The sequence below is a fragment of the Mesorhizobium comanense genome, from assembly GCF_005503535.1.
Classification (GTDB): domain Bacteria; phylum Pseudomonadota; class Alphaproteobacteria; order Rhizobiales; family Rhizobiaceae; genus Mesorhizobium; species Mesorhizobium comanense.
Window position 1 is genome coordinate 1 of the sequence record NZ_SCNN01000002.1, and the last position, 23,105, is coordinate 23,105.

Here is a 23,105-nt window from a genome sequence, read left to right on the forward strand (position 1 = left end):
GACTTGTCGATGACGACGTTGCGGCCCTTGGGGCCGAGCGTGACCTTCACCGCGTCGGCGAGGATGTTGACGCCGCGCAGCATGCGCTCGCGGGCATCACGGGAGAATTTTACGTCTTTGGCAGCCATGTTTTAGCTCCTGGCAGGGGCTTGGGATCAAGCCCGAAAATTCAAGTTGAAGGTGAGGCCGATAATCAGCCGATGATGCCCATGATGTCGGATTCCTTCATGATCAGAAGGTCTTCGCCATTGAGCTTGACTTCGGTGCCCGACCACTTGCCGAACAGGATGCGGTCGCCGGCCTTGACGTCCAGCGGAACGAGCTTGCCGCTTTCGTCGCGGGCGCCCGAGCCGACGGCGATGATCTCGCCTTCCTGCGGCTTTTCCTTCGCCGTATCGGGGATGATGATCCCGCCGGCGGTCTTGGATTCGGATTCAACCCGGCGAACGACCACGCGGTCATGAAGCGGGCGGAACTTCGACTTTGCCATTTTTTCTTCCTCGAATGAGAACGGTGAGAACTGTTCCTCCGTCCGGCGGCCGCCGGACCTGTGGTTAGCACTCACCTCTGGCGAGTGCTAACGTGGCGCTGAAATAGGCCGGTGACCTTCGAGTGTCAAGGCGCGCGCAAGGGGTGAACAGCGCGAAATTTTTTGCCATAGACCAAGTGGTTCTGAAATACACCAATTGCTTAGCCGCGACTTAGCGGAAATTTGCCGGCCAGTTCGATGGAGCGCTGAGCATCGATTGTTCAATGTCCGAGGCGCAAGCCGATCTCCTGCGTTTCAAGATCGACGAGCAGGCTGTTCTTTTCGAAAAATCGGATGCCGACGATATTATGTTCGAGGCCGGGAACAATTTCCACCTCGGGCTTGTAGGTGGTTGTAAAATTCCAATCGTCCTGGCCTTCAGTCTTCACCAAAATCTTCGTTCCGGCGTCTAATGACGTATACAGTTTGGATGTGTCGGCGGAGACCATAATGTTTGAGTTGCCTGTGTCGTAGAGAGTTGGCCTGCAATTGGGTTCTGAGTTCCATGAGAGACAGGATTCGAAGGTTGGGAAATTGTACTGCGGGCTGGCCCGGTTCCATTTCTGCATCTTAAAACTCTTCTTAACGTCATTCGGGATGCCGATATGGAGGGCTTCAACCTCTGGACAATTGCCTTCCTCGTTTGTACATTCCTTCCACTTGCTGCCGATCGCGGAGAGGTAATAGCCTCTATGCAGACCTGTCGCTACGTTCACAGCGCTCATCGGCGACCTGATCATCTGATGTGGCCCATCACCCCCGATGGGCGAGATGCCAAAAATGCCTCTTGGCCAGAGGGGGCCGCCAACAATCTCACCTGTGTCGCGCCTGACTTGCTTGTAGCGGATGAGGAACGAGACCCGTCTGTCAGTCGATACCGGCGAGTCCGGCGAGCCGAAAGCCACGCGCGCCGAAGCGACATTCCCATACTCATCGTAGGTTCCGTAGTGCATGACCACTTTCTGGGTGGTGACAACGATCCCATCGAAATCCCGGCTTTCCGTAACATTTATTCCGTCTGGAGAGCATAGTTCGGCAGGGAGCACCGATCGACATTCGATCGTCATTCCGCTGGACCCCGTATCTAGCAAAAGAGGTTGATTAATCTTCCGGCTTCCAAGAGAAAGAATTCTCACATAAAGCATATGAATATTTTTGGATTCCCTGGATACTCCATTTTTATCAAGGGAATGGTCGTGGGAGTGCCATCGGCTCTGACGGGGGAGGGGGGATAAAAGAGTGCGAACAACAGGGTCGATAGCAGTGCCACAAGTATCTTCATTCGCCCGCCCTGTTTCTGGTTGATAGATTTCAACAAGGCCGAAGATGAATTATTGCCGGGCACTTTGCAATTTGCATCACTGCTGTGGTGATGCCGCCACATGGAGATGTCTTCGGCAAACTCGCATTCTGTAAATTTCAGGACTTTGGCAAGCGTAACACCAACAACGGACATCCCTCGGCAAAGGCATAGCTGCCTGACGGAACGACGCGGACATTGTGGAAGAAATCTTCCGCCTCGCCGATAAGCGCACTTGTCGGGGCGAAACTGTAGACGGCCGACGAGTGGCGGTACACGTCGATCGTGCCGATGACAGGTAGTTCCCATCCAGTGGCTCTGCTCAACGCCTCGCGGTCGGGAAAAAGTTCCTCGAACCTTTCCAGGATCGCTCGCACAGAGATGGCGTGGTCAGGGGTATTGCCCGTGGCGGTCATGGCAACGCGCCATTTGAGTTCGTGGAAGGTGGAGATGCCGCCGGAAAGGGCGAGTGCGCGCACGGCAGGCGGATTGTAGGGCGTCTCCGGGCTGGCGAAGAGCCGTATTCCAGCCCTGCCATCGGAGCGCAGGCTCCGCGCAATTGCCGCGAACAGCGCTCGGCGCGCGGCCGAATGGGCGAGCGCCGAGAGGCAGCCGTCGCCAATTATCGCCTCCGCGCTTGCGTTGGGCACCGGCAGGTCCAGCCAATCGCCTTTGATGGCCTTTCGCTCGGCAGTGTCGCCAGGCCAGATCCCAGCGATCATGTCAGGGGATTCATCGACCGCCGTCATCGCCGCGCCGAGCCCGGCGAGTTCGGGTGTCACGCCCAGGAGGGTGACATGGGCCCGCGAGAGGTCCAGTTCTCGCCGATAGGTCTCCACTGCTTCCACCGGTGGGCGCAACGGCGCGCCAAGCAACCGCCAGTGCCTTCGAATGGAATTCCAGTGATCGGTCATGCACCCCTCAAAGCTTACGCGACGTTGCGTCGGCAGGCATAATCGAGGACGCTGCTGAAACCAAGCTGGATAGGGGAATGGCACATATCGCGGTCATCACGCATGAGTTCGACAGGTTCGAACGCCGACGCGGCCTGCTTCTGCGCCGCGACAGCTCTTACATGCTTGGCGACCTGCTGGAGGAATTGAAACGGCGCGGGCATTCCGTGCGGATACTCGCCGGCACGTCGGCGAAACCGGAAGCCGACATCGCCGTTCTTCATGTCGACGCAACCGTGACGCCACCCGAATATGTCGAGTATGCGCGGACCTTCCCATACTGTTTGAATATCGGCGCCACCGATATTTCCAAACGTCGCATCAGCGGCGCGGTTATCGGGAAGGATGACGACTGGCAAGGGCCGGTGATCGTCAAGAGCAGCCTCAACAATCTGGGAACGCGCGAGCAGTCGCTCAACCGGCGATCGCGGCGCGCCGGAAAGCCGGAGCCGTTTCCGGGCGTGAAGGTCGTGGATGGTTACACCATCCATAGCTCGCTTGCCGATGTCGCCGAGGCCGTGTTCGAGCGCGGGGATCTCGTGGTCGAAAAGTTCATTCCCGAAGCCGAGCCCGACGGCTATGGCGCCCGCTTCTGGACATTCTGCGGCGAGCGCGAGCGCTGCACCCGCCATGTCTCGCCGCAGAGCCTGGTCAAGGGGAGCGACACGATCCGCCGCGAGCCGGTTCCGGTGCCGGACGAGCTTCGCGCGGCAAGGCGCGAGCTCGGTTTCGACTATGGCAAGTTCGATTTCGTCGTGCACGAAGGCAAGGCGGTGCTGCTCGACGCCAACAAGACCCCGGGCGGTGCCCGCAACCTGTCCAGCTTCCTGGCCGCCGGCAACGCCAATCTGGCGGACGGTTTCGAGGGTTTGATCCGCCAGGTCGCATAGCCGGTAGTCTATCCCTTGCGGCCGGATAGCCCCCCTAAAGAAACAAACGCAGTTGCGTGTGGATGATCGAGCGATAATCCTCGATCGTGCGCCGGCCTTCTTCCTGGTTCTGCGTCAAAGCCAGGCGGACAACGCCGCCGGCAAGCTGGAAGATCAGGAACACGAGCCTTGCAAAGGGCTCGCGCTGATCCGGTCTCAGCATGGGCGCGACGCGGTCGCACAAGATGTTGGATTGATGCCTCGTCTCTGCGATGTCGAGATGCTGCAACGCCTTGTCGGCCTGGATGGCGTTCTGCAGGTCCTGGATAGCCGGATCGGCGGCGACGCGGTTGAAATAGTCGTCGAGCATCCGGTCGGCCGCCCTGGTCAAATCAGCCGGTTCGCGAATCTCAGCGATGATGGCGCCGAAGCGCGCGCGACTCTCTTCCGAAAACCGCTCATAGAGCATCGCCAGGATCGCCGACTTGTTGGGGAAGTAGTGGTAGACGGTGGCAATCGGCCCGCCGGCCAGCATGCCGACCTCCTTCATGGTGACGGCATCGATGCCTTTCTCGCCGATCAGCCGCATCGTCGTCGACAGGATGGCGTCGATGCGCTCGCGGCTGCGTTCCTGCTTGGGCCGGCGTCTGGGCTGGGTTGTCGTCTGCCTTGCGTCTTCCATGCACCGGTTCTCACGCGAGAATGTAAATTCTGGTTGACAGAAACATGATCAAGTATCAGGTTTCTGGAATGCTGACAGATTGTCAGCTTTTTTGCCGAGCGGCAAGGACGTTGGGAGGCGCCTTTGACTTCGACAAGCACCAGCGACAGCGACTGGCTGGTCGGCAATCCGAGTGGCGCGCAACTGGCGTCGGCCTTGTGGATCGGTTCCGTCGGCCTGCTCATTCTCGGCCTGCAGCCCGTCCTGCTCGGCGCCCTTTACACCGAAGGCCATGTCAGCGGCGATGAACTGGCGCTGGTTGCTACCGCCGAGATGATCGCCATCGCGATCGGGTCGGCAATCGTCGCGATGCTGCTTTCGGCCCACAACATGCGCTGGAAAAGTGCGGTCCTTCTGTTCTTGCTGGCCCTCGCCAATGTCTGGGCGGCCTATGCCGGCGGCGCCAATGTCCTGATAGCCGCACGGGGGCTCGCCGGCCTGGCCGAAGGCGGTCTGGTCGCAATCGCCACCGAACTCATCGCCCGTTCGCGGCGGGCCGAACGCGTCGGCGGCTACTTCGTCACCATGCAGACGCTGGCGCAGTGCGCCCTTGCGCTACTCCTGGCGCTCTATGTCATTCCAGCCGCCGGGTCCGCGGGCGGCTTCATCGTTCTCGCCGTGGTCTGCGTGGCGTCGCTGGTGATCGCCTTCGCCGTCCCCGCCGACTACGCCGATCTGCCGAAGGATGAGAATCTGGCCAATGTGCTGACGGTTCCCTCGATCACCGCGCTGCTGTCTGTCTTCTGCTACTTTATGTTCTTCGGTGCCGTGTGGGCATTTCTGGAGCCGCTGGGCGCCCAGTTCGGCATCGACGGCCGCACCGTCGGCCTGATTGTCTCGGCCAGCCTGGCTGTGCAGGTTCTGGGCGCGATGACCGCGACACTGTTCGAGGCCCGCATCGACTATCGTCTCGCCATCTCGGCGATAGGTCTTGTCGCGCTGGCGAGTTCGCTTGTCCTCGCCAGCGGACCCGCTCTCGCCACATTCTGGGTCGCCGCCCTGGTCATGGGCTTCATCCTCCTGTTCATCGTGCCTTACCAGATCCGGCTGGCAATAACCGCCGACGAGACGCGCACCGCCGTGCTCTTGGTGCCGGCCGCCCAGCTCTTCGGCCTGGCAATCGGGCCGATTGCCGCTTCCTTGCTCATCGACGGCAAGGATTTTCGCCCGGTGCCGGAATTCGCCGCCGCAAGTGCCGTCGCCAGCGTGGCACTGCTTGGCCTGTTCGTCCTGGTTGCGCGGCGTCGCCGCGCCGGATCATGATCCCGAAACGTGGAGGCCGGTTTTCGGAAGAAATCATGATCCAACCTGAAGATCGAGTGGTGCCGTAGCATGTCGGGCAACTGGAGCAACTGGTCGGGCTTCGTCACGGCGTCACCGAAGCGGATAGCCAGCCCCGCCGATGCCGGCGAACTCGGCGATATTATCCGCACCGCACCCGCTCCGGTGCGCGTCGCCGGTGCCGGCCATTCCTTCACGCCGCTGGTCAAGTCCGACGGCACGATCCTGTCGCTGGAGAAGCTTGAAGGGCTCGTCTCGCACGACCCGCAAAAGCACCAGGCACGTGTGCGGGCGGGCACTCGCCTCGGCGCGTTGATGCACATCCTGCAGGATGTCGGCCAGGGGCTGCCCAATATGGGCGACATCGACCGCCAGGCGATCGGCGGCGCGCTGGGAACCGCCACCCACGGCTCCGGCCCGAAGCTCGGCGCCTATCACACACAGCTCGAAGCCGTGCAGATCGTTGACGGGCTGGGCAGGATCCGCGAATTCACGCGCTCTGACGATCAGGACATGATCCACGCCACGGGCGTCGCGCTCGGCGCCTTCGGCGTGTTGAGCGAAGTGACCATGAACAACATCGCGACCTATCGACTGCGCCGCCGCAAATGGGTGCTGCCCATCGCCGACATGCTGCGTGATTTCGAAACGATGATGGCCGCGCACCGGTCGGCGGAATTCTATTACATTCCGTTCTCCGGCTACGCGCAGTTCATCGCCAGCGATCTGAGCGACGCGGCGACCACCGCGCGCCCTACCGAGGACGATGAGGGTTCCTTGCGCACGCTGCGCCGGCTGCGCACCGGACTGGCCTGGCTGCCCTCGCTGCGGCGCGCTCTGATCACCGGCGCCGTGAAAAAGGTGCCGGCCGAGGACTACGTGCAGGACTGGCTCAACGTCTATGCCAGTGACCGTCAGACCAAGTTCAACGAGATGGAATATCACCTTCCCTTCGAAGAGGGACCCAGGGCGCTGGCTGAGATCATCGAGCTCACCGAGAAACACTTTCCCGAAGTCTATTTCCCGATGGAGGTGCGCAGCGTCGCGGCCGACCGGTTCTGGCTCTCGCCTTTCTACGAGAGGCCGACCTGTTCCATCGCCATCCACCATGACGCGGCCAACGACCCGCTGCCGTTCATGCGCGCGGTCGAGCCGATCTTCCGCAAGTATGGCGGCAGGCCGCACTGGGGCAAGATGCACAGCCTGAAGGCGGCCGATCTGAAAAAACTCTATCCGCGCTGGGACGAAGCCATGGCGGTGCGCCGAGACATCGATCCGCACAACCGCTTCATCTCGCCTTATATGGCCGGGCTCTTCGGCATCGAGCCATGAGCGCGTATTTCGCCGAGATGTCGAAGGCGCTGCTGGCGGCCGATATCTATCGGCCTTGCCTGGTGCTCGACCGTGATCGGCTCGACCGCAACATCGCGCAGGTCAAGCAAAGGCTGGCACCGGGTCTTGCCGTGCGGCTGGTCGACAAGTCGCTGCCTTGCGTGCCGTTGCTGTCCTATATCGCCAAGGCGCTCGACACGAACCGCTTCATGACCTTCCACCCGCCGGTGACTCAAGCCGTGCTCGACGCCTTTCCCGAGGGCGATATGCTCTACGGCAAGCCGATGCCGGTGGAGGCTGCCAAGGCGGCGCTGACGCGGCGCGGCGCCGGCTGGTGGTCGCGCGTCTGCTGGCTGATCGACACGCCCAGGCGGCTCGCCGAATATGGCGCTTTGGCCGCCGAGCTCAGCACCGAATTGCGCTTCGCCTTCGAAGTCGATGTCGGCCTGCATCGCGGCGGCTTTGCCAGCCCGTCCGAGATCAAGGTGCTGACGATGCCGAAAGGCCTGCGCTGCGAAGGCATCATGGCCTATGAGGCGCATGCACCGGAAATCCCCGGTCTGTTCGGCGGCGCCGCCAAGGCGCTGAAAAAGGCCTCGACACTGGCGGCCGAGTTCGTCGCCGGGCTCGAACCGGACCAGCGCCGTATCCTCAACATCGGGGGCTCGAAGACGGCGCTGCTGCACGGCGGTGGCGCGGCGAATGAGGTGTCGATGGGCTCGGCCTTCGTGCTGCCGAGCGACTTCGACAAGCCCGGTCTCGACGGTTTTCAGCCGGCCGCCTTCATCGCCACGCCGATCCTCAAAGTGGCCGCCGCGGCGCTGCCTGGACCGGCCTGGGCCTCGAAGACCCTTCAGGCGCTCGGCCTCTTCCCGCGCAGGGGCTGTTATCTCTACGGCGGCAAATGGATGGCCGATCCGGTGTTCCCGGAAGGCATGAAGACGAACGGGCTGATGGGCTTTTCCTCCAACCAGCAATTCATGGGCCTGCCGGTATCAGCGGAGGTAAAGCCCGGGGATTATGCCTTCCTGCGGCCGACGCAGAGTGAGGCCGTGCTGCAGCACTTCGGCGCGATTGCGGTGTTTTCGGATGGTCGGATCGCGGACTCCTGGCCTGTGCTGCCGATTGGATGAGAGATATCTCAGCGTTGGCTGTTAGCGCCCGCGTCCCGAACTTCGTCATTGCAGGGTGGAACGCTTCGCTCCTTGCTCCGCCCTGGAATGACGACATCGTGTGCTGGCTTGCTGGATCATTTTATTGACTCAGTCAAATAAATGGTTGATCCTGTTTTCACAGGAGAGAAGCCATGACCATTCACCATCAACCCGACAAGAATGCTCCCGGCAAGGAGCTGATCGATGCGGTGCGGGCCTTCAATCGCTTCTACACGCGCCAGATCGGGTTGCTCGACGAAGGTTTGCTGAAAAGCCCGTTCTCCCTGACCGAGGCGCGGGTGCTCTACGAACTGGCGCACCGCGACGGCCTGACCGCGACCGACCTCGGCCGCGATCTTGGCCTCGATGCGGGCTATGTCAGCCGTTTGCTGAAGAAGTTCGAGCGCCGTCATCTCATCTCGAGGTCAACGCTGGCGTCGGATGCGCGGCAGTCGTCGATCGCGCTGACGAAAGCGGGCAGGGAGGCCTTTGCGCCGCTGAACAAGGATTCGCACAATCAGGTCGCCGCCTTGCTCGGCCGGCTGCCTGCCTCGGAGCAGCACCGACTGGTGAAATCCATGCGGACGGTCCAGGGACTGCTGGGGGAAAGCGCGGAGCCGAAAGTCCCCTATCTGTTGCGGCCTCTGCAGGTCGGCGACATCGGCTGGATCACCCGCCGGCAAGGCATGCTCTACGCACAGGACTATGGCTGGGACGAAACCTACGAGGCGCTGGTCGCCGAGATTCTCTCGGCCTTCGTGAAATCCTTCGACGCCAAATGGGAGCGCAACTGGATCGCCGAGCGCGACGGTGAGGTCGTCGGCTCGGTCTTCGTCGTACGCAAATCGGATCAGGTGGCGAAGCTTCGCCTGCTCTATGTTGAGCCTTCCGCGCGTGGCCTCGGCATCGGCAAGCGGCTGGTCGAGGAATGCATCGGCTTTTCCCGCGCCCGGGGGTACAAGACGCTGACCTTGTGGACCAACGATATCCTCACCGCCGCCCGCCACATCTACGTGGCGGCCGGCTTCAAACTGATCGAGGAAGAGGCTCATCATTCCTTCGGCAAGGATCTGGTGGGCCAGACCTGGAATCTCGACCTCTAGCCGGCTGCGGCATCCATCCAGAACCTGAGCGGTTGTTGCCGGTTGGCGCCGGTGCTATCAACAGATTGTCGAAAAGGACCCTGGAGCGGCAAATGGTAAGCCCGCTCCCTTCCATCACCTGGAAGCTCCGTTCCCATCCCATATGGGAACCCACGGCAAGCCCACGGCGTGCCTTACGCCTGGCTTGGCGTTCGGGGCTTCGCGGATCGGCGTTTCCTTCGTTTGCCAGGCGCCAACGAAGGAGAAGAAGAATGCCCATCATCCGCGCCGATACCGGCGTCATCACCCAGATCAATGTCTTCACCGTGCCCGAGGGCGGACAGCAGGCGTTGATCGATCTGCTGCGGGAAGCGGCGATGAGTTGCCGCGATATCTCAGGCTGGATGTCGGCCAGCTTGCACCGGAGCCTCGACGGCACGCGCGTCGTCAATTACGCGCAGGCGCGGGACGAGGCGGCCATGCGGCGCGTTTTCGAGCATTTGCGCAACAACGGTTTTCTCGACCACAACAAGGCTTTGGGCGAGGCTCATCCCGGCCTTTATGAGGTCGCTCTCACCCTGGAGTAAGGGATTTGAGGGGCCATGCTCCGGCCAGCGCGCCGGGGCATTGGCTTGCGCTGCGTCATGACTTGACCGGTATCCAGATTTCCAATCCGCCATTGCCGCTACGCGGATCGAATTCGGGACCATAGCGTTCGAAGTCCGGTGCGTCGGCAATTTCGTGGCCGGAGGCCGGCAGCCACCTGTTCCAGATCGTGTTGACCGTGCGGCGGATCGTCGAGATGTGCTCACGATGGGCGAAGACCGCATATTTCTGGGCCGGCACCCGCACGCGTGTGAATTCCCTGGGAAGGTCGGAAAAGTCCGACACCTCGACGCCGGCAATGTAATCGAAATTCCCGGCATCATCGCCATTGACGCAAACCCCGTAGGCGACATCGCCGGTCTCGCCGGGAATGTTGCCGATATAGGGGCCGAAGCGCTGCCACTGCATGGGAATGGCGGCGCTGGTTTCGCAACTGTAGCGTTCGCCGAGGCCCGCGATCAGCAATGGCCGGCTGGTTTCGAAGCGCGGCGGCTCGAGGTGGGCGAGAAGGGACTGGTCCATGAGGATAGGTTCCACGAGGTCTAACGTCTTGGTCGAACCTTGCGCACGCACCAACTCCGGCGTGGTGCCGAACTGGTCGCGGAAGGCACGGGTGAATGCCTCATGCGAGTTGTAGCCGGCATCCAGCGCGACGCCGAGAATGTCGGGCGCCCCGCCGGCCAGACGGCGCGCCGCCTCGGTCAGCCGGCGCGCGCGCATGTAACCCATCACCGAGCGGCCGGTCGCGGCACCGAAGGCCCGCGTCACATGGAAGCGCGACACGCCGCTGCTCGTCGCGACATCGTCAAGGCTGATGGCATCGGGCAGGTGGCTTTCGACAAACCAGAGCGCTTTCTCGGCAGGGTTCATGGTTCCTCGCATTTGGCCGGCTCACCCTAGCGAGACGCGGACGGTCAGTTTGATCGAAATTGCGCATGGCGCAATCGATCCGGCGATGGCGGGGATATGGTCCGTGCGTGTTCGGATGCTCGGCTAAACATTCGCGCCGCCTTCGGCCCCAACATCGGCACGGACGTGCAACTGGAAGGCGGCCTCGTCATGACGCCGTTCGTCAACCTGCAAGGCATCTGGACCTTCATGCAGGACAACACCGCCACGTCGGCCACGGCAACTCCTGGATTGGCGCAAACCGGTCTGCGCGGGCGCGCCGAAACCGGATTCGCGCTGTCGGCCGGCAACGGCATGTCGATCGACGCCTCGGCCTTCTATGACGGCCTGGGCAGCGATGACTATAGCTCCTGGGGCGGGAAGCTGGGGCTGAGCCACAGGTTCTGACCCTAGGAGCGCGGGTCGATGGCAGGAGCTCGGCTGCCTTGCTACCTGCAACTTGACCGGCGGATCTTTTGGACGCCATATCAGTTGGAACGACCCGACGGCTCGCTTTTCCGTCGTCTCAAGAGTGCCAACCGAAGAAGGCCGGTTTGATCGAAAATTGCGCGTCGCCCGAATTCGCCTGGAAGGTCGTCACGTCGTCCCTGGTGCCGGCCGGGTTTCACCGGCTCGGTTGACGGCTATTTGAACTCGCGCTGCTGCCAGATTGCCGCGATCTGCGCGCTGCCTGTCGATCTTATCCTTAGGTCGGTTGCCTTCCCAAGCAGATAGCTGTCTATGCGGATTCGGTAGAGCATGCAGTTACCGAAGGTATTACGCGTCTCACGGCAGTCCCGACGCATCTGCGCATAGATGCGGCTCCGCTCGGCTGCTGCTGCTTCCACGTCCGCGGCAGGAGATTTCGCATCGTTGTCATAGACAAGGTCAAGCGGTTTCAACCGCCTTGCTTCGGTGGCCTTAGCGGCAGGGAACGCCTCGGTCGGCACGAATGTCAGGTTGAGCACAAGGATTGCTGAAGTCATCCAAGAATCCGCGGTTGCTGAATCCAGCTGGCATTCGGACGCAAGCGTCTTCAGCAGGATTTCGCACTCCTTCCTGCCCCAATCCGAAGCCTGCTTCTTCAGTGTCTGCCTGCGTTCCGAGTAATTCGCGCCGAACACCTCGCCGGGCCAGACAAGTTCGATTCTGGCGGTCACCGGCGCAGCCGCGCCGGTTGATGGCTTGAGCATAGTCAGCAGGTCAACATCGTGAGTCTGCGTCACAAGCGGCCCGAAACGCGTGTCTATGATGTCTTTTTGCGAGCCAGCCATCACGGGTGGCGGGCATACGGCGCCTAGAAGCAGTGCAAGGATAAGCTTCTTCATATGAAACTCCGGACCCGCTTAGGTTCAGTCAGCGTCAAGACCCGGGTTCCTCTTTGCGCATGACCAGAATGTCGGCAATGCCGCTCGTGGTTGATCGCTTCTGACCTTTGTTGTCGAAGGACGACGTCGACGACAGGCTTATCCTGACGATCCTGCACGACCCGATTGTCATCCTTGTCTCGCGACAGTTGTCGGCGATCTGGGCGTAAATCTCTTCACGTCCCGCCGTGTCATCACCGGATCGCTGGTCCAGATAGCGTAGCCGCAATGCATCGATCACCCCCGATTGCCCATCGGGTCCGGCTTGGCCGGGCGTAATGAATTGCAACTTCATCGAGGATTGAAAGTCGGGATCGACAACGGCGCATTTCGATGCGACTTTTCGCACGAGCCGCTCGCATTCCTCCTCGGCGTATCTCAGCGCATGGATGTCGGCCATACGCTTTTCACCCGACGTTGCGGCAATATCCCTGACGGGGAACTGCCTCCTCACGTTGATGCTGGCTGATGCGGTCATGTCTGTCGACCCGGATTGCTCCGGCGTTTCGAGTAACTCGACCTCTTGCGCTCCGCCAAGAGTGTCGGCGTAGCGTTGCTGCAAGGTCAGGTGCGCTTTGGCCTTTTCGGTCTTTGAGGCATCCACTGTGACCAAGAGTATGACGAGACCCCAAACCACAAAGGGGCCGATGACAATCGCTAACGCTGCACCCGCAATGATCCGTCTAATCAATCCCAAGGGAATGCCTCCTGCCGCAACATGGAGATGGAACTGTTCGAGTATATTTAATGTAGGCAGGATAATTGTGGAAATGACTGTTTAGCATAAAATATAGTTAAGAAGATATATTTGTAGAGCATCGACTAAGGATGCCTGTTTCGATGGGCAGCCGATCCAGCCACGATCCCACTCGATCAGATGCCGCAGACGGCGGACGCTTGGATCCGGCTGCCTGCAAACCAGACATCCACAAGGGATTGACAATGGTGAGGGATGCCCGGTAAAGCCTCTGCGTAATTATATAACATATGGTGGCAATGAACAGGTGCGCCAGCCAGTCCGATGGGTCGGCAAGCCTCGAAAAGAATCGTTGCGACGCGGCTGGTTGAAAACTACCATGGCTGCAGATGGTCCCCGTGCCGAAAGGCGAGGGGTGAAAAGGGAACACGGTGAGATCCTCCATGGGATCGAGACCGTGGCTGCCCCCGCAACTGTAAGCGGTGAGCAAGATCCGGAATGCCACTGGCCGGCAAGGCTGGGAAGGCAGGATTGCGCCGAGACCCGCGAGCCAGGAGACCTGCCATCCGCATGAGTTGACCGGACGGGGTGTGCCGGGAGGAGACGTGGACGTCGGTCTTGTCGGCCGGCCCGCCAAAAATCCTTCCGTCGCCAATCGAGAAAGACGGAAAGTTGGACGGCGCCATCGATCCTATTCACCGCATTATCGTGTGCACGCTTTGCCGCGACATCCCAACCGGTATCAGGTCGGGCGAAAGCCTGTGCGTCGATTTGCGGTCGCGGCTCTCGGCTCACCATGAACCCGCCGTGGCGAATGGCTTCACGATCGAAGGCATCGAATGCATGGCGGGCTGCTCCCGGCCACTGACTGTGGCCTTCCAGGCGCCGGGCAAGGCCGCCTATCTCTTCGGCTCCATCGACGCCGAGGCCGACGCCGGCGACCTCGTGCGATTTGCCAGCCTCTACGCCTCGCTTCCCGACGGATGGTGCAATTCCGGACAGCGTCCGCCCAGGCTGGCCGGCAAGACGCTGGCCCGCATCCCGGGCGCGATTGCGGGTGAACGCCGATGACCGTGCCGCTTCTCGAAGCGAGCGATCTCGGCGCGACGGCGAATGGCCGCCATCTGGTCCATGCGGTCAGCCTGTCGGTGGCGGCGGGCGATCGCCTCGCCATCATTGGTCCCAATGGCGCCGGCAAGACCACGCTGCTGCGCATGCTGTCCGGCATGCTCAGCCCAAGCTCCGGGGAGGTGAAGCTCGGCGGGCGCCGCCTGGACAAGATTTCGGCCGCCGAACGCGCCCTGCACATCGCCGTCGTGGGCCAGACCGACCAGCCGGATGCACGCCTGGCGGTGATCGACTATGTCGAACTCGGCCGCGTCCCCCATGCCGGCCGCAGGCGTCGCAGCGAGGATCGCGACATCGTCGTGGATGCGCTGCGCCGGACCGGCCTGTTGCCGTTGCTTGGCCGCACCATCGGCTCGCTGTCGGGTGGCGAGCGCCAGCGGGCGCAGCTGGCTCGCGCCATCGCCCAGGAGCCGAAAGTGCTGTTCCTCGACGAGCCGACCAACCATCTCGATCCGCGCGCCCGCGGCGAACTGCTCGAACTCGTGGCCGGTTTCGGCATGACGGTGATCGCGGTGCTGCACGATCTGGCTCTCGTGGCGCCCTTCGCCACCCGGGTCGCGGTGATGAACGAGGCCCGGCTGCATGCGCTGGCGTCGCCGCGCGAGGCGCTCACCCAGCAACTCATCCGCGAGATCTTCGGCGTCGACGTCTTTCGCCTGCGCCACCCGACGGAAGACCGCGAACTGACGGTGTTCGATGTTCCGAACCGAGCAGCGCCGCCAAGCTGACCGACACTTCGCCCCAATCAACACTGTTCAACCAAGGAGCAAAATCCGTGAAACGTCTCGCTTTGTCGCTCGTCTTCTCGCTGCTGGCCTCTACGGCCTTCGCCTTCCCGGTCACCGTCGACAGCTGCGGCAAACCGCTGACCTTCGATGCGCCGCCAAAGCGCGCGGTCATCCATGACCTCAACATGGCCGAGATGGCTTTCGCGCTGAAACTGCAGCCGTCCATCGTCGGACTGACCGGTATCACTGGATGGTACAAGGTCGGCCCCGAATTCAAGGCGGAACAGGGCTCCATTCCGGAACTGGCGCCGAAATACCCCACGATCGAGAACCTTGTCGCGGTCGAGCCCGATTTCTTCTTCGCCGGCTGGTACTATGGCATGAAGCCGGGCGGCGACGTGACGCCCGACACGCTGGCCCCGCACGGCATCAAGACGCTGGTGCTGACCGAAAGCTGTGTCCATCTCGACAAGAACCGCCCCGCGGCTTCCATGGACCTGCTCTATGGCGACGTCGAAAAGCTGGGCAAGATCTTCGGCAAGGAGACAGAGGCGGAGAAACTTGTCGCCGGCTGGAAGGCGCAACTCGCCGACATCACCGCCAAGGTCGGCGACCGAAAGGGAACGCGCGTATTCCTGTACGATTCCGGTGAGGACAAGCCGTTTACGGCCGGAAAATTTGCCATTCCCAGCGCCATGATATCAGCAGCCGGCGGCGAGAATATCATGGCCGACATGGACACCAGCTGGGGCAATACGGACTGGGAGACGGTGGCTGCCCGCAATCCGCAATTCCTCATCCTGCTCGATTATCAGGATGGCGGCGGCTACAAGAAACTGCTCGATTTCCTCAAGGCGCACCCGGCGATGAAGGAGACCGACGCGGTCAAGAACGAACGTTTCGTCGCCCTTCGCTATGCCGAGCTCACGCCAGGCCCGGCCAACATCGAGGCGATCGGCAAGATCGCCAAGGCGATGCATCCGGAAGCGTTCTGATGCATCCTGCCCCGAAACATGGATCCGGCGCGCTTTCGGGGCACCAGGCATTCGCGGCGGCCATGTTGGCGGGCGCGGTGGCACTCGTCGCTTTGGTGCTGCTGTCGATCGCCTACGGGTCGACACTGATCCCGCTGACGGATGTCGTTGCCGCCCTCGGTCACGCTGTCGGGTTGGGGGAACACCAGGTGTCAGGCCCGGTTGGCAAGATCGTCGTCGATCTGCGGCTGCCGCGCACCCTGCTGGCGGTCTGTGTCGGCGGCGGGCTGGGGATTGTTGGCGCGTTGCTGCAGACAGTGACCCGCAACGACCTTGCCGATCCCTTCCTGTTCGGCCTGTCGTCGGGGGCCGCCGCAGGGGCGGTTTCCGTTATCACCGTCTTCGGCGACAGCTTCGGCATCTGGACCTTGCCGGTCGCGGCCTTCACCGGCGGCATACTGGCGGCCTTCATCGTCCTGCTGCTGGTCGCGCGGGTGAGGGGGCAGGGGCCGGAGCGGCTGATCCTCGCCGGCCTCGCGGTCTCCTTCCTGTTCACGGCCTTGACCAACTATCTCGTCTTCGCCGGCGACCAGCGTGCTGCCCATTCGGTGCTGTTCTGGACCATGGGCGGGCTCGGACTGGCGCGTTGGGACAATGTGTGGCTGGGCGCGGTGGGCGCCGGCACGATCGCGGCTTACGGCCTGTGGAACCATCGCCGGCTGGATGCCTTCCTGGCCGGTGAAAGTGCAGCCGAAAGCCTCGGTGTGCCGGTCGCCCGGATGCGCAGGATGACGTTCCTGGTCGCCGCCTTCTCGACCGCGATCCTTGTCTCGGTCGCCGGTGTCATCGGCTTCGTCGGGCTGATGATCCCGCATCTGGCGCGCCCGCTGGCCGGGCCACTGCATCTGCGCCTGATCGCAAGCTGCGCGCTGTTCGGGGCGGTGCTCCTGCTGGCAAGCGACCTTCTGGCCCGAACGCTGCTGCCGCCGCAGGAACTGCCGATCGGTATCATCACCAGCTCGCTCGGTGCTTTCTTCGTCGTCACCATGGTTGTGCGAAACCGCCTGTGAAACGTCTGTTTTCTTGTGCCGGCTTCATGGCGGTGCGGTGTTCATTCGTCGCTAACCATGATTGCGGTGGACTGTTGCCATCCCGATTTGCCGGCTTCTGGCGCAATGCGGCATCTTGAATAGTAAGCACGCTTATTATAAGTATCGCTCATGGTTTCCGACGGCATAGACAGATTGGGATTTTTGATCCACGACGTGCAGCGTCTGCTGCGCAAGCGTTTCGAGACGCGCGCAAGCGGGCTTGGCCTGTCCTCCGCGCAGTGGCGCCTGATGGTGCGTGTCGCCAAGGAGGCCGGCATCACCCAGGCCCGGCTCGCCGAATTGCTCGAAATCGAGCCGATCAGCGTCTCGCGCCTTGTCGACCGCATGGAGGAGGGTGGCTGGATCGAACGCCGCGCCGATGCCGCCGACCGCCGCGTGCGCATGATCTTCCCGACGGAGAAGGCGAGTGCCGCCTATGCCGATGTGAAGAGCCTTGCCGGCGAGGTCTATGAGGAATCGCTGAGCGGCGTTTCGCAGGAAGACCGTCGCCTGCTGATCCGGGTGCTCGATGCAATCGTGCAGAATCTGACGGACGGCGAAGCGTCGTCGCTTGAGAAGATGAAAAGTGCGGAAGGCGCGGCAGCATGAACGCGGTGGCAAAGGTAAAGGAAAATCCTTCCGAGGTGGAGATGGAAGCGCCGGCACAGCCGGTTGCCGCGCCTGTCGCGGTCGCTCCTCCCGTCCAGCCGGTCCCGGCGCCGAAGAAGAAGCGGCGCCTCGGCCGCTTCTTTTTGATGTTCGCGCTGCCGGCCGCGCTCATCGTCGGTGGCGGCTATGTCTGGGTGACCGGCGGGCGCTACCAGGAGACCGAAAACGCCAACCTGCAGCAGGCCAAGGTGTCGATCGCCTCGGATACTGCCGGGCGCGTCGTCCAGGTCGCCATAGCGGACAATCAGATGGTCAAGCAGGGTGATCTTCTGTTCGCCATCGACCCCGAGCCGTATCGCATCGCGCTTGCACAGGCCGACGCGGCGGTGGCTGCCGCGCGCCTCAATGTCGAGCAGTTGCGCGCCGCCTACAGCCAGGCGCTGGCGCAGCAGAAATCCGATTCCAGCGAGGTCGACTACGCGCAGTCGCAATATGACCGCGCCGCCGATCTTGCCCAGAAGGGCATCAACGCCAAATCGTCGCTCGACCAGGCGAGGAACGACCTCGACAAGGCAAAGCAGCAGCTGGCCGTTGCCGAACAGGGCATCATCAGCGCCAAGGCGGCGCTTGGCGGCAATCCCGACATCGAGACCGACAAGCACCCGACAGTGATGTCGGCGCTCGCCGCGCGTGACAAGGCCGCCTACGACCTGGCGCAGACGACGGTCAAGGCGCCCGCCGACGGCGTGATATCCCAGGCCTCGTCCTTCAAGGTCGGCCAGTTTGTCGGCGCCGGCACGCCGCTGTTTTCACTGGTCGAGACCGGCGACACCTGGATCGATGCCAATTTCAAGGAAACGCAGCTCACCAACATGAAGCCGGGCCAGAAGGCAGAGATCGTGGTCGACACCTATCCGGGCAAGACCTTCGAGGCGACCGTCAAGGCGATCGGGGCGGGAACCGGCGCGGAATTCTCGCTGCTGCCGGCACAGAACGCGACCGGCAACTGGGTCAAGGTCACGCAGCGCATTCCCGTGCGCCTGGAGCTGACCGCCCCTGATGCCAGGATGGCTTTGCGTACGGGTATGAGCGCCTCCGTCAGCGTCGATACCGGCGTTGCCCGCGGCTTTCCCGCCATATTCGGTCACGCCAAGGCTGGCGAGGCCGCGCAGTAGAAGTCGGCTGAAGCCCGCTGCGACCCGGCGGGTGGAGGCGGATAGCAGGATTGGTCTGATGGGAGGAGTGAGAAGGATCGGAACTTGGTTCGAGCCGCCGAGCGGTGGCCCAACTCTGAAATCCTCGACACGGACCCTTCGGTCCTCATGTTTCCGGGCGGCAGGCATCCGCTGGCACAGAGACTTTCAGTCGATGTAACCCCCACATCGACAAATCGCGTCCCACCGCGATGAGCGTCTCTCGACGGAAGGCGTTGCCGCCCGGAAACCTCGTGTACACGTTTTTGTTACCTGCTGGAAGTTCCGCATCATGAGCACGCCAGAACCATTTCGGGAAGTGCCGCATCGCGGGCTGATTACGGTCGCGCTGATGCTGGCGACGATCATGCAGGCGCTCGACACCACCATCGCCAACGTCGCCCTGCCGACCATGACCGGCGATCTCGGCGCCTCGCCCGACAACATCAACTGGGTGCTGACCTCCTACATCGTCGCCGCCGCCATCATGACGCCGGTCACCGGCTGGCTCGCCGACCGCTTGGGCCGCAAGGAGCTGTTCCTGACGGCGGTGGTCGGCTTCACCATATTCTCCATGCTGTGCGGCCTGGCCTGGAGCCTGGAGACGATGGTGTTCTTCCGGCTGATGCAAGGTGTGTTCGGCGCCGCCATCGTGCCGCTGTCGCAGACCTTCCTGCTCGACATCAATCCCAGGGAACGCCACGGCCAGGCGATGGCCATCTGGGGCGCCGGCATCATGCTGGGTCCGATTCTTGGGCCGACGCTGGGCGGCTGGCTGACCGAGAATTTCAACTGGCGCTGGGTGTTTTTCATCAATCTGCCGGTGGGCATCGTCGCTTTCCTCGGCATGGCTGCCTATCTTCCCGCTGTCGCCCGGCGGGTGCGCAGCTTTGATTTCTTCGGCTTCGCCATGATATCGCTCGGCGTCGGCGCGCTGCAATTGCTGCTCGACCGTGGCGGCGAGGTCGACTGGTTTTCCTCGGTCGAAATCTGGATCGAGCTCGGCCTGTCGATCACCGGCTTCTGGGTGTTCATCATCCACACGGTGACCGCGGAGCATCCGTTCATCGACCCCAAGATCTTCCTCGACCGCAATTTCGTTACCGGTCTCGCCTTCATCTTCGTCATGGGCGTGCTGATCCTGGCTTCCATGTCGCTGTTGCCGCCCATGCTGTCGACCATCTTCGGCTATCCGACCGTCACCATCGGCATTGTCATGGGACCGCGCGGTGTCGGCACGATGATTTCGATGCTCGTCGTCGGGCGGATCATGGGCAAGATCGACGCCAGGATTCTCGTCGTCGTCGGCTTTCTCCTGACGGCGCAGTCGCTCTACACCATGGCAAGCTTCACACCGCAGATGGACAACTGGCTGATCATCAGCTCGGGCGTCATCCAGGGTCTGGGCATGGGCATGGTCTTCGTGCCGCTGTCGACCGTCGCCTTCGCCACGCTCGACGCGCGCTACCGCACCGACGCAACCGCGCTGTTCAGCCTGGTGCGCAACCTCGGCTCATCGATAGGCGTGTCGGTCGTGACCGTGCTGCTGGTGCGTAACACACAGGTCAACCACGCCGAGCTTTCCATTTTCATCAATCCGTTCAATCCCAATCTCTGGGCGGCTTCGCCAGCCGCCGCGAGCGGTGATCCGATGGCGCTGTCGGAAGTCGATCGCATGGTCAATCTCCAGGCCATGATGATATCCTACGTCAACGACTTCAAAATCCTGATGGTCATGACGCTGGCCGCCATCCCGTTCGTTTTTCTGTTGCGCAAGCCGAAGGCCGGCCCGGCAGGCGGGGGAGCGCCGGCCGCGCATATGGACTAGGATTGCCACATCGGTTGGTCCTAGCTGCTGACCGAAGCCGGCTGCATCGTTCCGCCATTGCCAGCTGGACGTGAGAACGATGCAATCCCAGACATTTCCGGTCTTCGATCTTGGACGGTTCGAAACAGCCGGGGCCGCGGAAAAGACTGCGCTCGGCGCCGAGGTCGACCGCATCTGCCGCGATACGGGGTTCCTGGCCGTGACCAACCACGGAATTGCGCAGTCGGTGATCGACGCGGCATGGTTGAAAGCTCGCGCCTTCTTCGACCTGCCGCCGGAGGAGAAACAGCGCTCCAAGGCGCCATACAAGGGCTATCCCTACGGTTATCTTGGCCCCGAGCTCGAAGCACTGGCCAAATCCCGCAATGTCGACACGCCGCCCGATCTCAAGGAGAGCTTCAACGGCGGGCCGCTCAACGTTCCCCCAGCCATGTCCGATCCAGAGGCGCTCGCCTTCTGCTATGCCGAGACAATCTGGCCTCACGCACCAGACGGCTTCGTCGACGCCTGGAAAGCCTACTACGCCGCGCTCGAGGATCTGGCTCTGCGCATCATGCGTGTGTTCGCCACCGCGCTCGACCTGCCTGAAAGGCATTTCGACAGCTACCTCGATGCGCCGATCAGCGCGCTGAGGGCGCTCAACTATCCCGAACAACATGTCGCGCCGAAGCCGGGCCAGATCCGCGCCGGCGCCCACACCGATTATGGCAGCCTGACGATCCTGCTACCGCAGGCCGGGTCTCGCGGTCTGCAGATTATCACGCCGGATGGCGAGTGGACGGAAGTGCCACCGATCCCGGGCGCCTTCGTCATCAACATAGGCGACCTGATGGCGCGCTGGACCAACGACCGCTGGGTCTCCACCGTGCATCGTGTCGTCAATCCGCCGGCGGAAGACGGCGGTCGTGACCGGCGTCAGTCCATGGCCTTCTTCCACCAGCCCAACTGGAACGCCGAGATCAAGGTGCTGGAAGCCTGTCTCGCGCAAGGCGAGGCGCCGAAATATGAGCCAGTACGTTCCGGCCCCTATCTGATGGGCAAGTTCAAGGCGACGACGAAGTAGGGCCGCGTCTACCTGCCGAGTACGAGTGCCCAGTAGCGCAGGCTGGGGTCCTTGCCGTCGCGGACATAGGCCAGCCCGAAGCGGCTGAAGTCCGGATCGAGAATGTTGCGCCGGTGGCCCTGCGAATTCATCCAGATATCGAACAGTTTTTTCTGGTCGAAACGGCCTTCGGCGATGTTCTCTGCCGCCGCGCCGCGCACGCCGTTGTCCTTCATGCGTGAGGCGAAGTCCTTGCCCCAGCCGGTCGTATGGCTCATGCGCTCCCTCTGCGCCATGTAGCCGGCCTGTTGCAGCGCCGCCTGCTCGAGTTGCGCGTCGGGCACGAGCGGCCCGCGCCCTCCGGTGGCACGGAGCCCTGCCAAGGTAGCCGTGGCGGAGGAAGATACGCCTGCCCCTTCGCCGGTCGGGACGGAAACGGTGCTGCAGGCCGAAAGCGCGGCGATGGCCGCGAGCGCGATCATCAGGGTGCGTCTGTTGAGGCGCGGTTCGTCAAGGGAGTGGGCGAGACGGATCATTCCCGCTTGAATAGCCGCGATCATGGCTTTTGGCGGGCAAGAGTGGAAATTAGCTGGGAAAGTCGCGGCTTGGCGTGCCCTGAAGCCATCGCATAGTCTTGGACTGCCGTCTGATCCCCACGAGTCGGACGGAGCATGAGATGCGAGACTCCAATGCCGACGACCGGACGTGACTTCCCGACGCTCTCCACCTCGCGCTTGTTGCTGCGCGCTCCGGCCCAGCAAGACGTCGACGCCTTCCACGAGATTCTATCGATGCCCGAAGTCGTCAGGTTCTCGAACTGGCCCGATGCGGCCGGCAAGGCCGTGGCCGAGCGGGCAGTGCGATGGATGCGCAAGGCCTATCCTTCCGGCAAGGGCTGCGCCTGGATGATCGAGGATCGCCAGACCGGGACGGTGGCGGGGGCAATCAGGTACAACTGGTTCATCAGGAAATCGAAATGCGGCGAGATCGGCTATGAACTGCGTCCGGATTTCTGGGGCAGGGGCCTGATGACCGAGGCCGCCGCGGCTGTCGCCGTTTGCGGCCATGGTTTTTTCGGCCTCAACCGCATCGAGGCATGGACGCTGCCAGGCAATCCCGGATCCGACCGCGTGCTGGAGAAAGCAGGCTTCCGTTACGAGGGGACTTTGCGGCAGAAAGCCTGGTTCAAGGGCAGCTATCACGACTTTCGCATGTTTGGCCGGGTGGCCGGCGATCATGCGGGTTCGAACCAACGCGCATAGGCTCATAGAAGCGGCTCGGACATTCCGCTCAAGCACAGGGATCGTTGCCAAATGCTCCATCACGTCTCGTTTGGGGTTTCCAACATCGAACGCTCGGCAGGTTTTTATGACGCCGCGCTGGCGCCGCTCGGCTATGTCAGGGTCTGGGAGGACCTGAGGCCCGGCGAGGCCGATCAGGCTGTCGGCTACGGCGTTGCCGGCGGTGGCGACAAGCTGGCGCTGAAGCTCCGTCCGAAGGGGCAGCGTCCGCCTGGTCCGGGTTTTCACCTGGCCTTCGCCGCCCCGAACCGCCAAAGCATCGAGCAATTTCATGCTGCAGCGCTCGTGCATGGCGGCCGCGACAACGGCGCGCCTGGCCCGCGGCCCGACTACGGACCGCATTATTTCGCGGCCTTCGTCATCGATCCGGACGGTCATCATATCGAGGCGGTTTTCAACGCACCTGGATAATCCGCCCGGCTGCCATCCGGT

General features: G+C 62.4%; 25 protein-coding genes and 1 riboswitch. Of the genes, 17 read left to right on the top strand and 8 right to left on the bottom strand.

Annotation, left to right across the window (positions count from 1 at the left end; all coding sequences use genetic code 11):
- Positions 1-193 precede the first annotated feature (193 nt).
- The 3 genes from groES to FFS37_RS04375 form a co-directional block, all read right to left on the bottom strand.
- Positions 194-490 carry a co-chaperone GroES gene (groES, locus tag FFS37_RS04365; RefSeq protein ID WP_010915433.1) on the bottom strand — a complete coding sequence of 99 codons (297 nt, stop codon included), beginning with the start codon at positions 488-490 and terminating at the stop codon, positions 194-196.
- A gap of 260 nt (positions 491-750) precedes the next feature.
- Positions 751-1,596, bottom strand: a complete 846-nt coding sequence (locus tag FFS37_RS04370; RefSeq protein ID WP_137929726.1) for a hypothetical protein — start codon at positions 1,594-1,596, stop codon at positions 751-753.
- Positions 1,597-1,948: 352 nt separating this feature from the next.
- The gene (locus FFS37_RS04375) at positions 1,949-2,743 is read right to left on the bottom strand and encodes a class I SAM-dependent methyltransferase (protein ID WP_137929727.1); all 795 of its coding nucleotides are present in this window, start codon (positions 2,741-2,743) and stop codon (positions 1,949-1,951) included.
- A 77-nt stretch (positions 2,744-2,820) separates the two neighbouring features.
- Between FFS37_RS04375 and FFS37_RS04380 the strand changes: the two genes are divergently transcribed.
- Entirely contained in the window at positions 2,821-3,672 is an 852-nt protein-coding gene (locus FFS37_RS04380) for a hypothetical protein (RefSeq protein ID WP_137929728.1), read from the top strand.
- Between the two features lie 34 nt (positions 3,673-3,706).
- Here the strand turns inward: FFS37_RS04380 and FFS37_RS04385 are convergent, their stop codons facing one another.
- Positions 3,707-4,333 (bottom strand): TetR/AcrR family transcriptional regulator, encoded by a 627-nt coding sequence (locus FFS37_RS04385; RefSeq protein ID WP_137929729.1) that lies wholly within the window; start codon positions 4,331-4,333, stop codon positions 3,707-3,709.
- A gap of 123 nt (positions 4,334-4,456) precedes the next feature.
- Between FFS37_RS04385 and FFS37_RS04390 the strand changes: the two genes are divergently transcribed.
- The 5 genes from FFS37_RS04390 to FFS37_RS04410 all read left to right on the top strand — a co-directional run bounded on the left by FFS37_RS04390 (position 4,457) and on the right by FFS37_RS04410 (position 9,808).
- Positions 4,457-5,635: an MFS transporter gene (locus FFS37_RS04390; protein WP_137929730.1), complete on the top strand. Its 1,179-nt coding sequence runs from the start codon at positions 4,457-4,459 to the stop codon at positions 5,633-5,635.
- Positions 5,636-5,704: 69 nt separating this feature from the next.
- Complete coding sequence (locus FFS37_RS04395; RefSeq protein WP_137929731.1) at positions 5,705-6,985, top strand: D-arabinono-1,4-lactone oxidase; 1,281 nt, start codon at positions 5,705-5,707, stop codon at positions 6,983-6,985.
- On the top strand, positions 6,982-8,118 hold the full coding sequence (locus tag FFS37_RS04400) for an alanine racemase (protein ID WP_137929732.1): 1,137 nt from the start codon (positions 6,982-6,984) through the stop codon (positions 8,116-8,118). Before FFS37_RS04395 ends, FFS37_RS04400 begins: the two co-directional genes overlap by 4 nt.
- A 173-nt stretch (positions 8,119-8,291) precedes the next feature.
- The gene (locus FFS37_RS04405) at positions 8,292-9,242 is read left to right on the top strand and encodes a bifunctional helix-turn-helix transcriptional regulator/GNAT family N-acetyltransferase (RefSeq protein WP_137929733.1); all 951 of its coding nucleotides are present in this window, start codon (positions 8,292-8,294) and stop codon (positions 9,240-9,242) included.
- A 251-nt stretch (positions 9,243-9,493) separates the two neighbouring features.
- Complete coding sequence (locus FFS37_RS04410; RefSeq protein WP_137929734.1) at positions 9,494-9,808, top strand: antibiotic biosynthesis monooxygenase family protein; 315 nt, start codon at positions 9,494-9,496, stop codon at positions 9,806-9,808.
- Between the two features lie 55 nt (positions 9,809-9,863).
- Here FFS37_RS04410 and FFS37_RS04415 read toward each other — a convergent pair whose 3' ends face one another.
- Positions 9,864-10,697 carry an AraC family transcriptional regulator gene (locus tag FFS37_RS04415; RefSeq protein ID WP_137929735.1) on the bottom strand — a complete coding sequence of 278 codons (834 nt, stop codon included), beginning with the start codon at positions 10,695-10,697 and terminating at the stop codon, positions 9,864-9,866.
- Positions 10,698-10,793: 96 nt separating this feature from the next.
- Here FFS37_RS04415 and FFS37_RS04420 point away from each other — a divergent pair, with 96 nt between their 5' ends.
- Positions 10,794-11,123, top strand: coding sequence for a hypothetical protein (locus FFS37_RS04420; protein ID WP_137929736.1), 330 nt, complete (start codon positions 10,794-10,796; stop codon positions 11,121-11,123).
- A gap of 236 nt (positions 11,124-11,359) precedes the next feature.
- Here FFS37_RS04420 and FFS37_RS04425 read toward each other — a convergent pair whose 3' ends face one another.
- Together FFS37_RS04425 and FFS37_RS04430 are read right to left on the bottom strand one after the other, a co-directional pair.
- A complete protein-coding gene (locus tag FFS37_RS04425) occupies positions 11,360-12,043 on the bottom strand; it encodes a hypothetical protein (protein ID WP_137929737.1) in 684 nt (227 codons plus the stop codon).
- A 34-nt stretch (positions 12,044-12,077) separates the two neighbouring features.
- Complete coding sequence (locus tag FFS37_RS04430; protein ID WP_137929738.1) at positions 12,078-12,779, bottom strand: hypothetical protein; 702 nt, start codon at positions 12,777-12,779, stop codon at positions 12,078-12,080.
- Between the two features lie 373 nt (positions 12,780-13,152).
- A riboswitch (cobalamin riboswitch) is annotated at positions 13,153-13,360 on the top strand.
- Positions 13,361-13,451: 91 nt separating this feature from the next.
- Here FFS37_RS04430 and FFS37_RS04435 point away from each other — a divergent pair.
- The 8 genes from FFS37_RS04435 to FFS37_RS04470 all read left to right on the top strand — a co-directional run bounded on the left by FFS37_RS04435 (position 13,452) and on the right by FFS37_RS04470 (position 21,393).
- The gene (locus FFS37_RS04435; RefSeq protein WP_232375574.1) at positions 13,452-13,850 is read left to right on the top strand and encodes a DUF1636 family protein; all 399 of its coding nucleotides are present in this window, start codon (positions 13,452-13,454) and stop codon (positions 13,848-13,850) included.
- Positions 13,847-14,635, top strand: a complete 789-nt coding sequence (locus tag FFS37_RS04440) for an ABC transporter ATP-binding protein (protein WP_137929739.1) — start codon at positions 13,847-13,849, stop codon at positions 14,633-14,635. Before FFS37_RS04435 ends, FFS37_RS04440 begins: the two co-directional genes overlap by 4 nt.
- Positions 14,636-14,682: 47 nt before the next feature.
- On the top strand, positions 14,683-15,630 hold the full coding sequence (locus FFS37_RS04445) for an ABC transporter substrate-binding protein (RefSeq protein WP_137929740.1): 948 nt from the start codon (positions 14,683-14,685) through the stop codon (positions 15,628-15,630).
- The gene (locus tag FFS37_RS04450; RefSeq protein ID WP_171026171.1) at positions 15,630-16,679 is read left to right on the top strand and encodes a FecCD family ABC transporter permease; all 1,050 of its coding nucleotides are present in this window, start codon (positions 15,630-15,632) and stop codon (positions 16,677-16,679) included. The genes FFS37_RS04445 and FFS37_RS04450 overlap by 1 nt, the downstream gene beginning before the upstream one ends.
- Positions 16,680-16,829: 150 nt before the next feature.
- On the top strand, positions 16,830-17,309 hold the full coding sequence (locus FFS37_RS04455; protein WP_137929741.1) for a MarR family winged helix-turn-helix transcriptional regulator: 480 nt from the start codon (positions 16,830-16,832) through the stop codon (positions 17,307-17,309).
- Positions 17,306-18,484 carry an HlyD family secretion protein gene (locus FFS37_RS04460; protein ID WP_137929742.1) on the top strand — a complete coding sequence of 393 codons (1,179 nt, stop codon included), beginning with the start codon at positions 17,306-17,308 and terminating at the stop codon, positions 18,482-18,484. The genes FFS37_RS04455 and FFS37_RS04460 overlap by 4 nt, the downstream gene beginning before the upstream one ends.
- Positions 18,485-18,794: 310 nt before the next feature.
- On the top strand, positions 18,795-20,330 hold the full coding sequence (locus FFS37_RS04465; RefSeq protein ID WP_137929743.1) for a DHA2 family efflux MFS transporter permease subunit: 1,536 nt from the start codon (positions 18,795-18,797) through the stop codon (positions 20,328-20,330).
- 79 nt (positions 20,331-20,409) lie between these two features.
- Positions 20,410-21,393 carry an isopenicillin N synthase family dioxygenase gene (locus FFS37_RS04470; RefSeq protein WP_137929744.1) on the top strand — a complete coding sequence of 328 codons (984 nt, stop codon included), beginning with the start codon at positions 20,410-20,412 and terminating at the stop codon, positions 21,391-21,393.
- An 8-nt stretch (positions 21,394-21,401) separates the two neighbouring features.
- Here the strand turns inward: FFS37_RS04470 and FFS37_RS04475 are convergent, their stop codons facing one another.
- Complete coding sequence (locus FFS37_RS04475; protein WP_137929745.1) at positions 21,402-21,908, bottom strand: CAP domain-containing protein; 507 nt, start codon at positions 21,906-21,908, stop codon at positions 21,402-21,404.
- Positions 21,909-22,061: 153 nt separating this feature from the next.
- Here FFS37_RS04475 and FFS37_RS04480 point away from each other — a divergent pair, with 153 nt between their 5' ends.
- Together FFS37_RS04480 and FFS37_RS04485 are read left to right on the top strand one after the other, a co-directional pair.
- A complete protein-coding gene (locus tag FFS37_RS04480) occupies positions 22,062-22,634 on the top strand; it encodes a GNAT family N-acetyltransferase (protein WP_137929746.1) in 573 nt (190 codons plus the stop codon).
- A gap of 51 nt (positions 22,635-22,685) precedes the next feature.
- Positions 22,686-23,084, top strand: coding sequence for a VOC family protein (locus tag FFS37_RS04485; protein ID WP_137929747.1), 399 nt, complete (start codon positions 22,686-22,688; stop codon positions 23,082-23,084).
- Positions 23,085-23,105 lie beyond the last annotated feature (21 nt).

Excerpts from the sequence above, each read along its gene's own strand:
- FFS37_RS04370 (WP_137929726.1), bottom strand. The coding sequence starts at position 1,596 with ATGACGATCGAATGTCGATCGGTGCTCCCTGCCGAACTATGCTCTCCA.
- FFS37_RS04480 (WP_137929746.1), top strand. The coding sequence starts at position 22,062 with ATGCCGACGACCGGACGTGACTTCCCGACGCTCTCCACCTCGCGCTTG.
- FFS37_RS04440 (WP_137929739.1), top strand. The coding sequence starts at position 13,847 with ATGACCGTGCCGCTTCTCGAAGCGAGCGATCTCGGCGCGACGGCGAAT.
- FFS37_RS04465 (WP_137929743.1), top strand. The coding sequence starts at position 18,795 with ATGAGCACGCCAGAACCATTTCGGGAAGTGCCGCATCGCGGGCTGATT.
- FFS37_RS04460 (WP_137929742.1), top strand. The coding sequence starts at position 17,306 with ATGAACGCGGTGGCAAAGGTAAAGGAAAATCCTTCCGAGGTGGAGATG.
- FFS37_RS04455 (WP_137929741.1), top strand. The coding sequence starts at position 16,830 with ATGGTTTCCGACGGCATAGACAGATTGGGATTTTTGATCCACGACGTG.
- FFS37_RS04415 (WP_137929735.1), bottom strand. The coding sequence starts at position 10,697 with ATGAACCCTGCCGAGAAAGCGCTCTGGTTTGTCGAAAGCCACCTGCCC.
- FFS37_RS04425 (WP_137929737.1), bottom strand. The coding sequence starts at position 12,043 with ATGAAGAAGCTTATCCTTGCACTGCTTCTAGGCGCCGTATGCCCGCCA.
- FFS37_RS04375 (WP_137929727.1), bottom strand. The coding sequence starts at position 2,743 with ATGACCGATCACTGGAATTCCATTCGAAGGCACTGGCGGTTGCTTGGC.
- groES (WP_010915433.1), bottom strand. The coding sequence starts at position 490 with ATGGCAAAGTCGAAGTTCCGCCCGCTTCATGACCGCGTGGTCGTTCGC.
- FFS37_RS04380 (WP_137929728.1), top strand. The coding sequence starts at position 2,821 with ATGGCACATATCGCGGTCATCACGCATGAGTTCGACAGGTTCGAACGC.
- FFS37_RS04475 (WP_137929745.1), bottom strand. The coding sequence starts at position 21,908 with ATGATCCGTCTCGCCCACTCCCTTGACGAACCGCGCCTCAACAGACGC.
- FFS37_RS04405 (WP_137929733.1), top strand. The coding sequence starts at position 8,292 with ATGACCATTCACCATCAACCCGACAAGAATGCTCCCGGCAAGGAGCTG.
- FFS37_RS04410 (WP_137929734.1), top strand. The coding sequence starts at position 9,494 with ATGCCCATCATCCGCGCCGATACCGGCGTCATCACCCAGATCAATGTC.
- FFS37_RS04420 (WP_137929736.1), top strand. The coding sequence starts at position 10,794 with ATGGTCCGTGCGTGTTCGGATGCTCGGCTAAACATTCGCGCCGCCTTC.
- FFS37_RS04470 (WP_137929744.1), top strand. The coding sequence starts at position 20,410 with ATGCAATCCCAGACATTTCCGGTCTTCGATCTTGGACGGTTCGAAACA.
- FFS37_RS04385 (WP_137929729.1), bottom strand. The coding sequence starts at position 4,333 with ATGGAAGACGCAAGGCAGACGACAACCCAGCCCAGACGCCGGCCCAAG.
- FFS37_RS04400 (WP_137929732.1), top strand. The coding sequence starts at position 6,982 with ATGAGCGCGTATTTCGCCGAGATGTCGAAGGCGCTGCTGGCGGCCGAT.
- FFS37_RS04395 (WP_137929731.1), top strand. The coding sequence starts at position 5,705 with ATGTCGGGCAACTGGAGCAACTGGTCGGGCTTCGTCACGGCGTCACCG.
- FFS37_RS04450 (WP_171026171.1), top strand. The coding sequence starts at position 15,630 with ATGCATCCTGCCCCGAAACATGGATCCGGCGCGCTTTCGGGGCACCAG.
- FFS37_RS04485 (WP_137929747.1), top strand. The coding sequence starts at position 22,686 with ATGCTCCATCACGTCTCGTTTGGGGTTTCCAACATCGAACGCTCGGCA.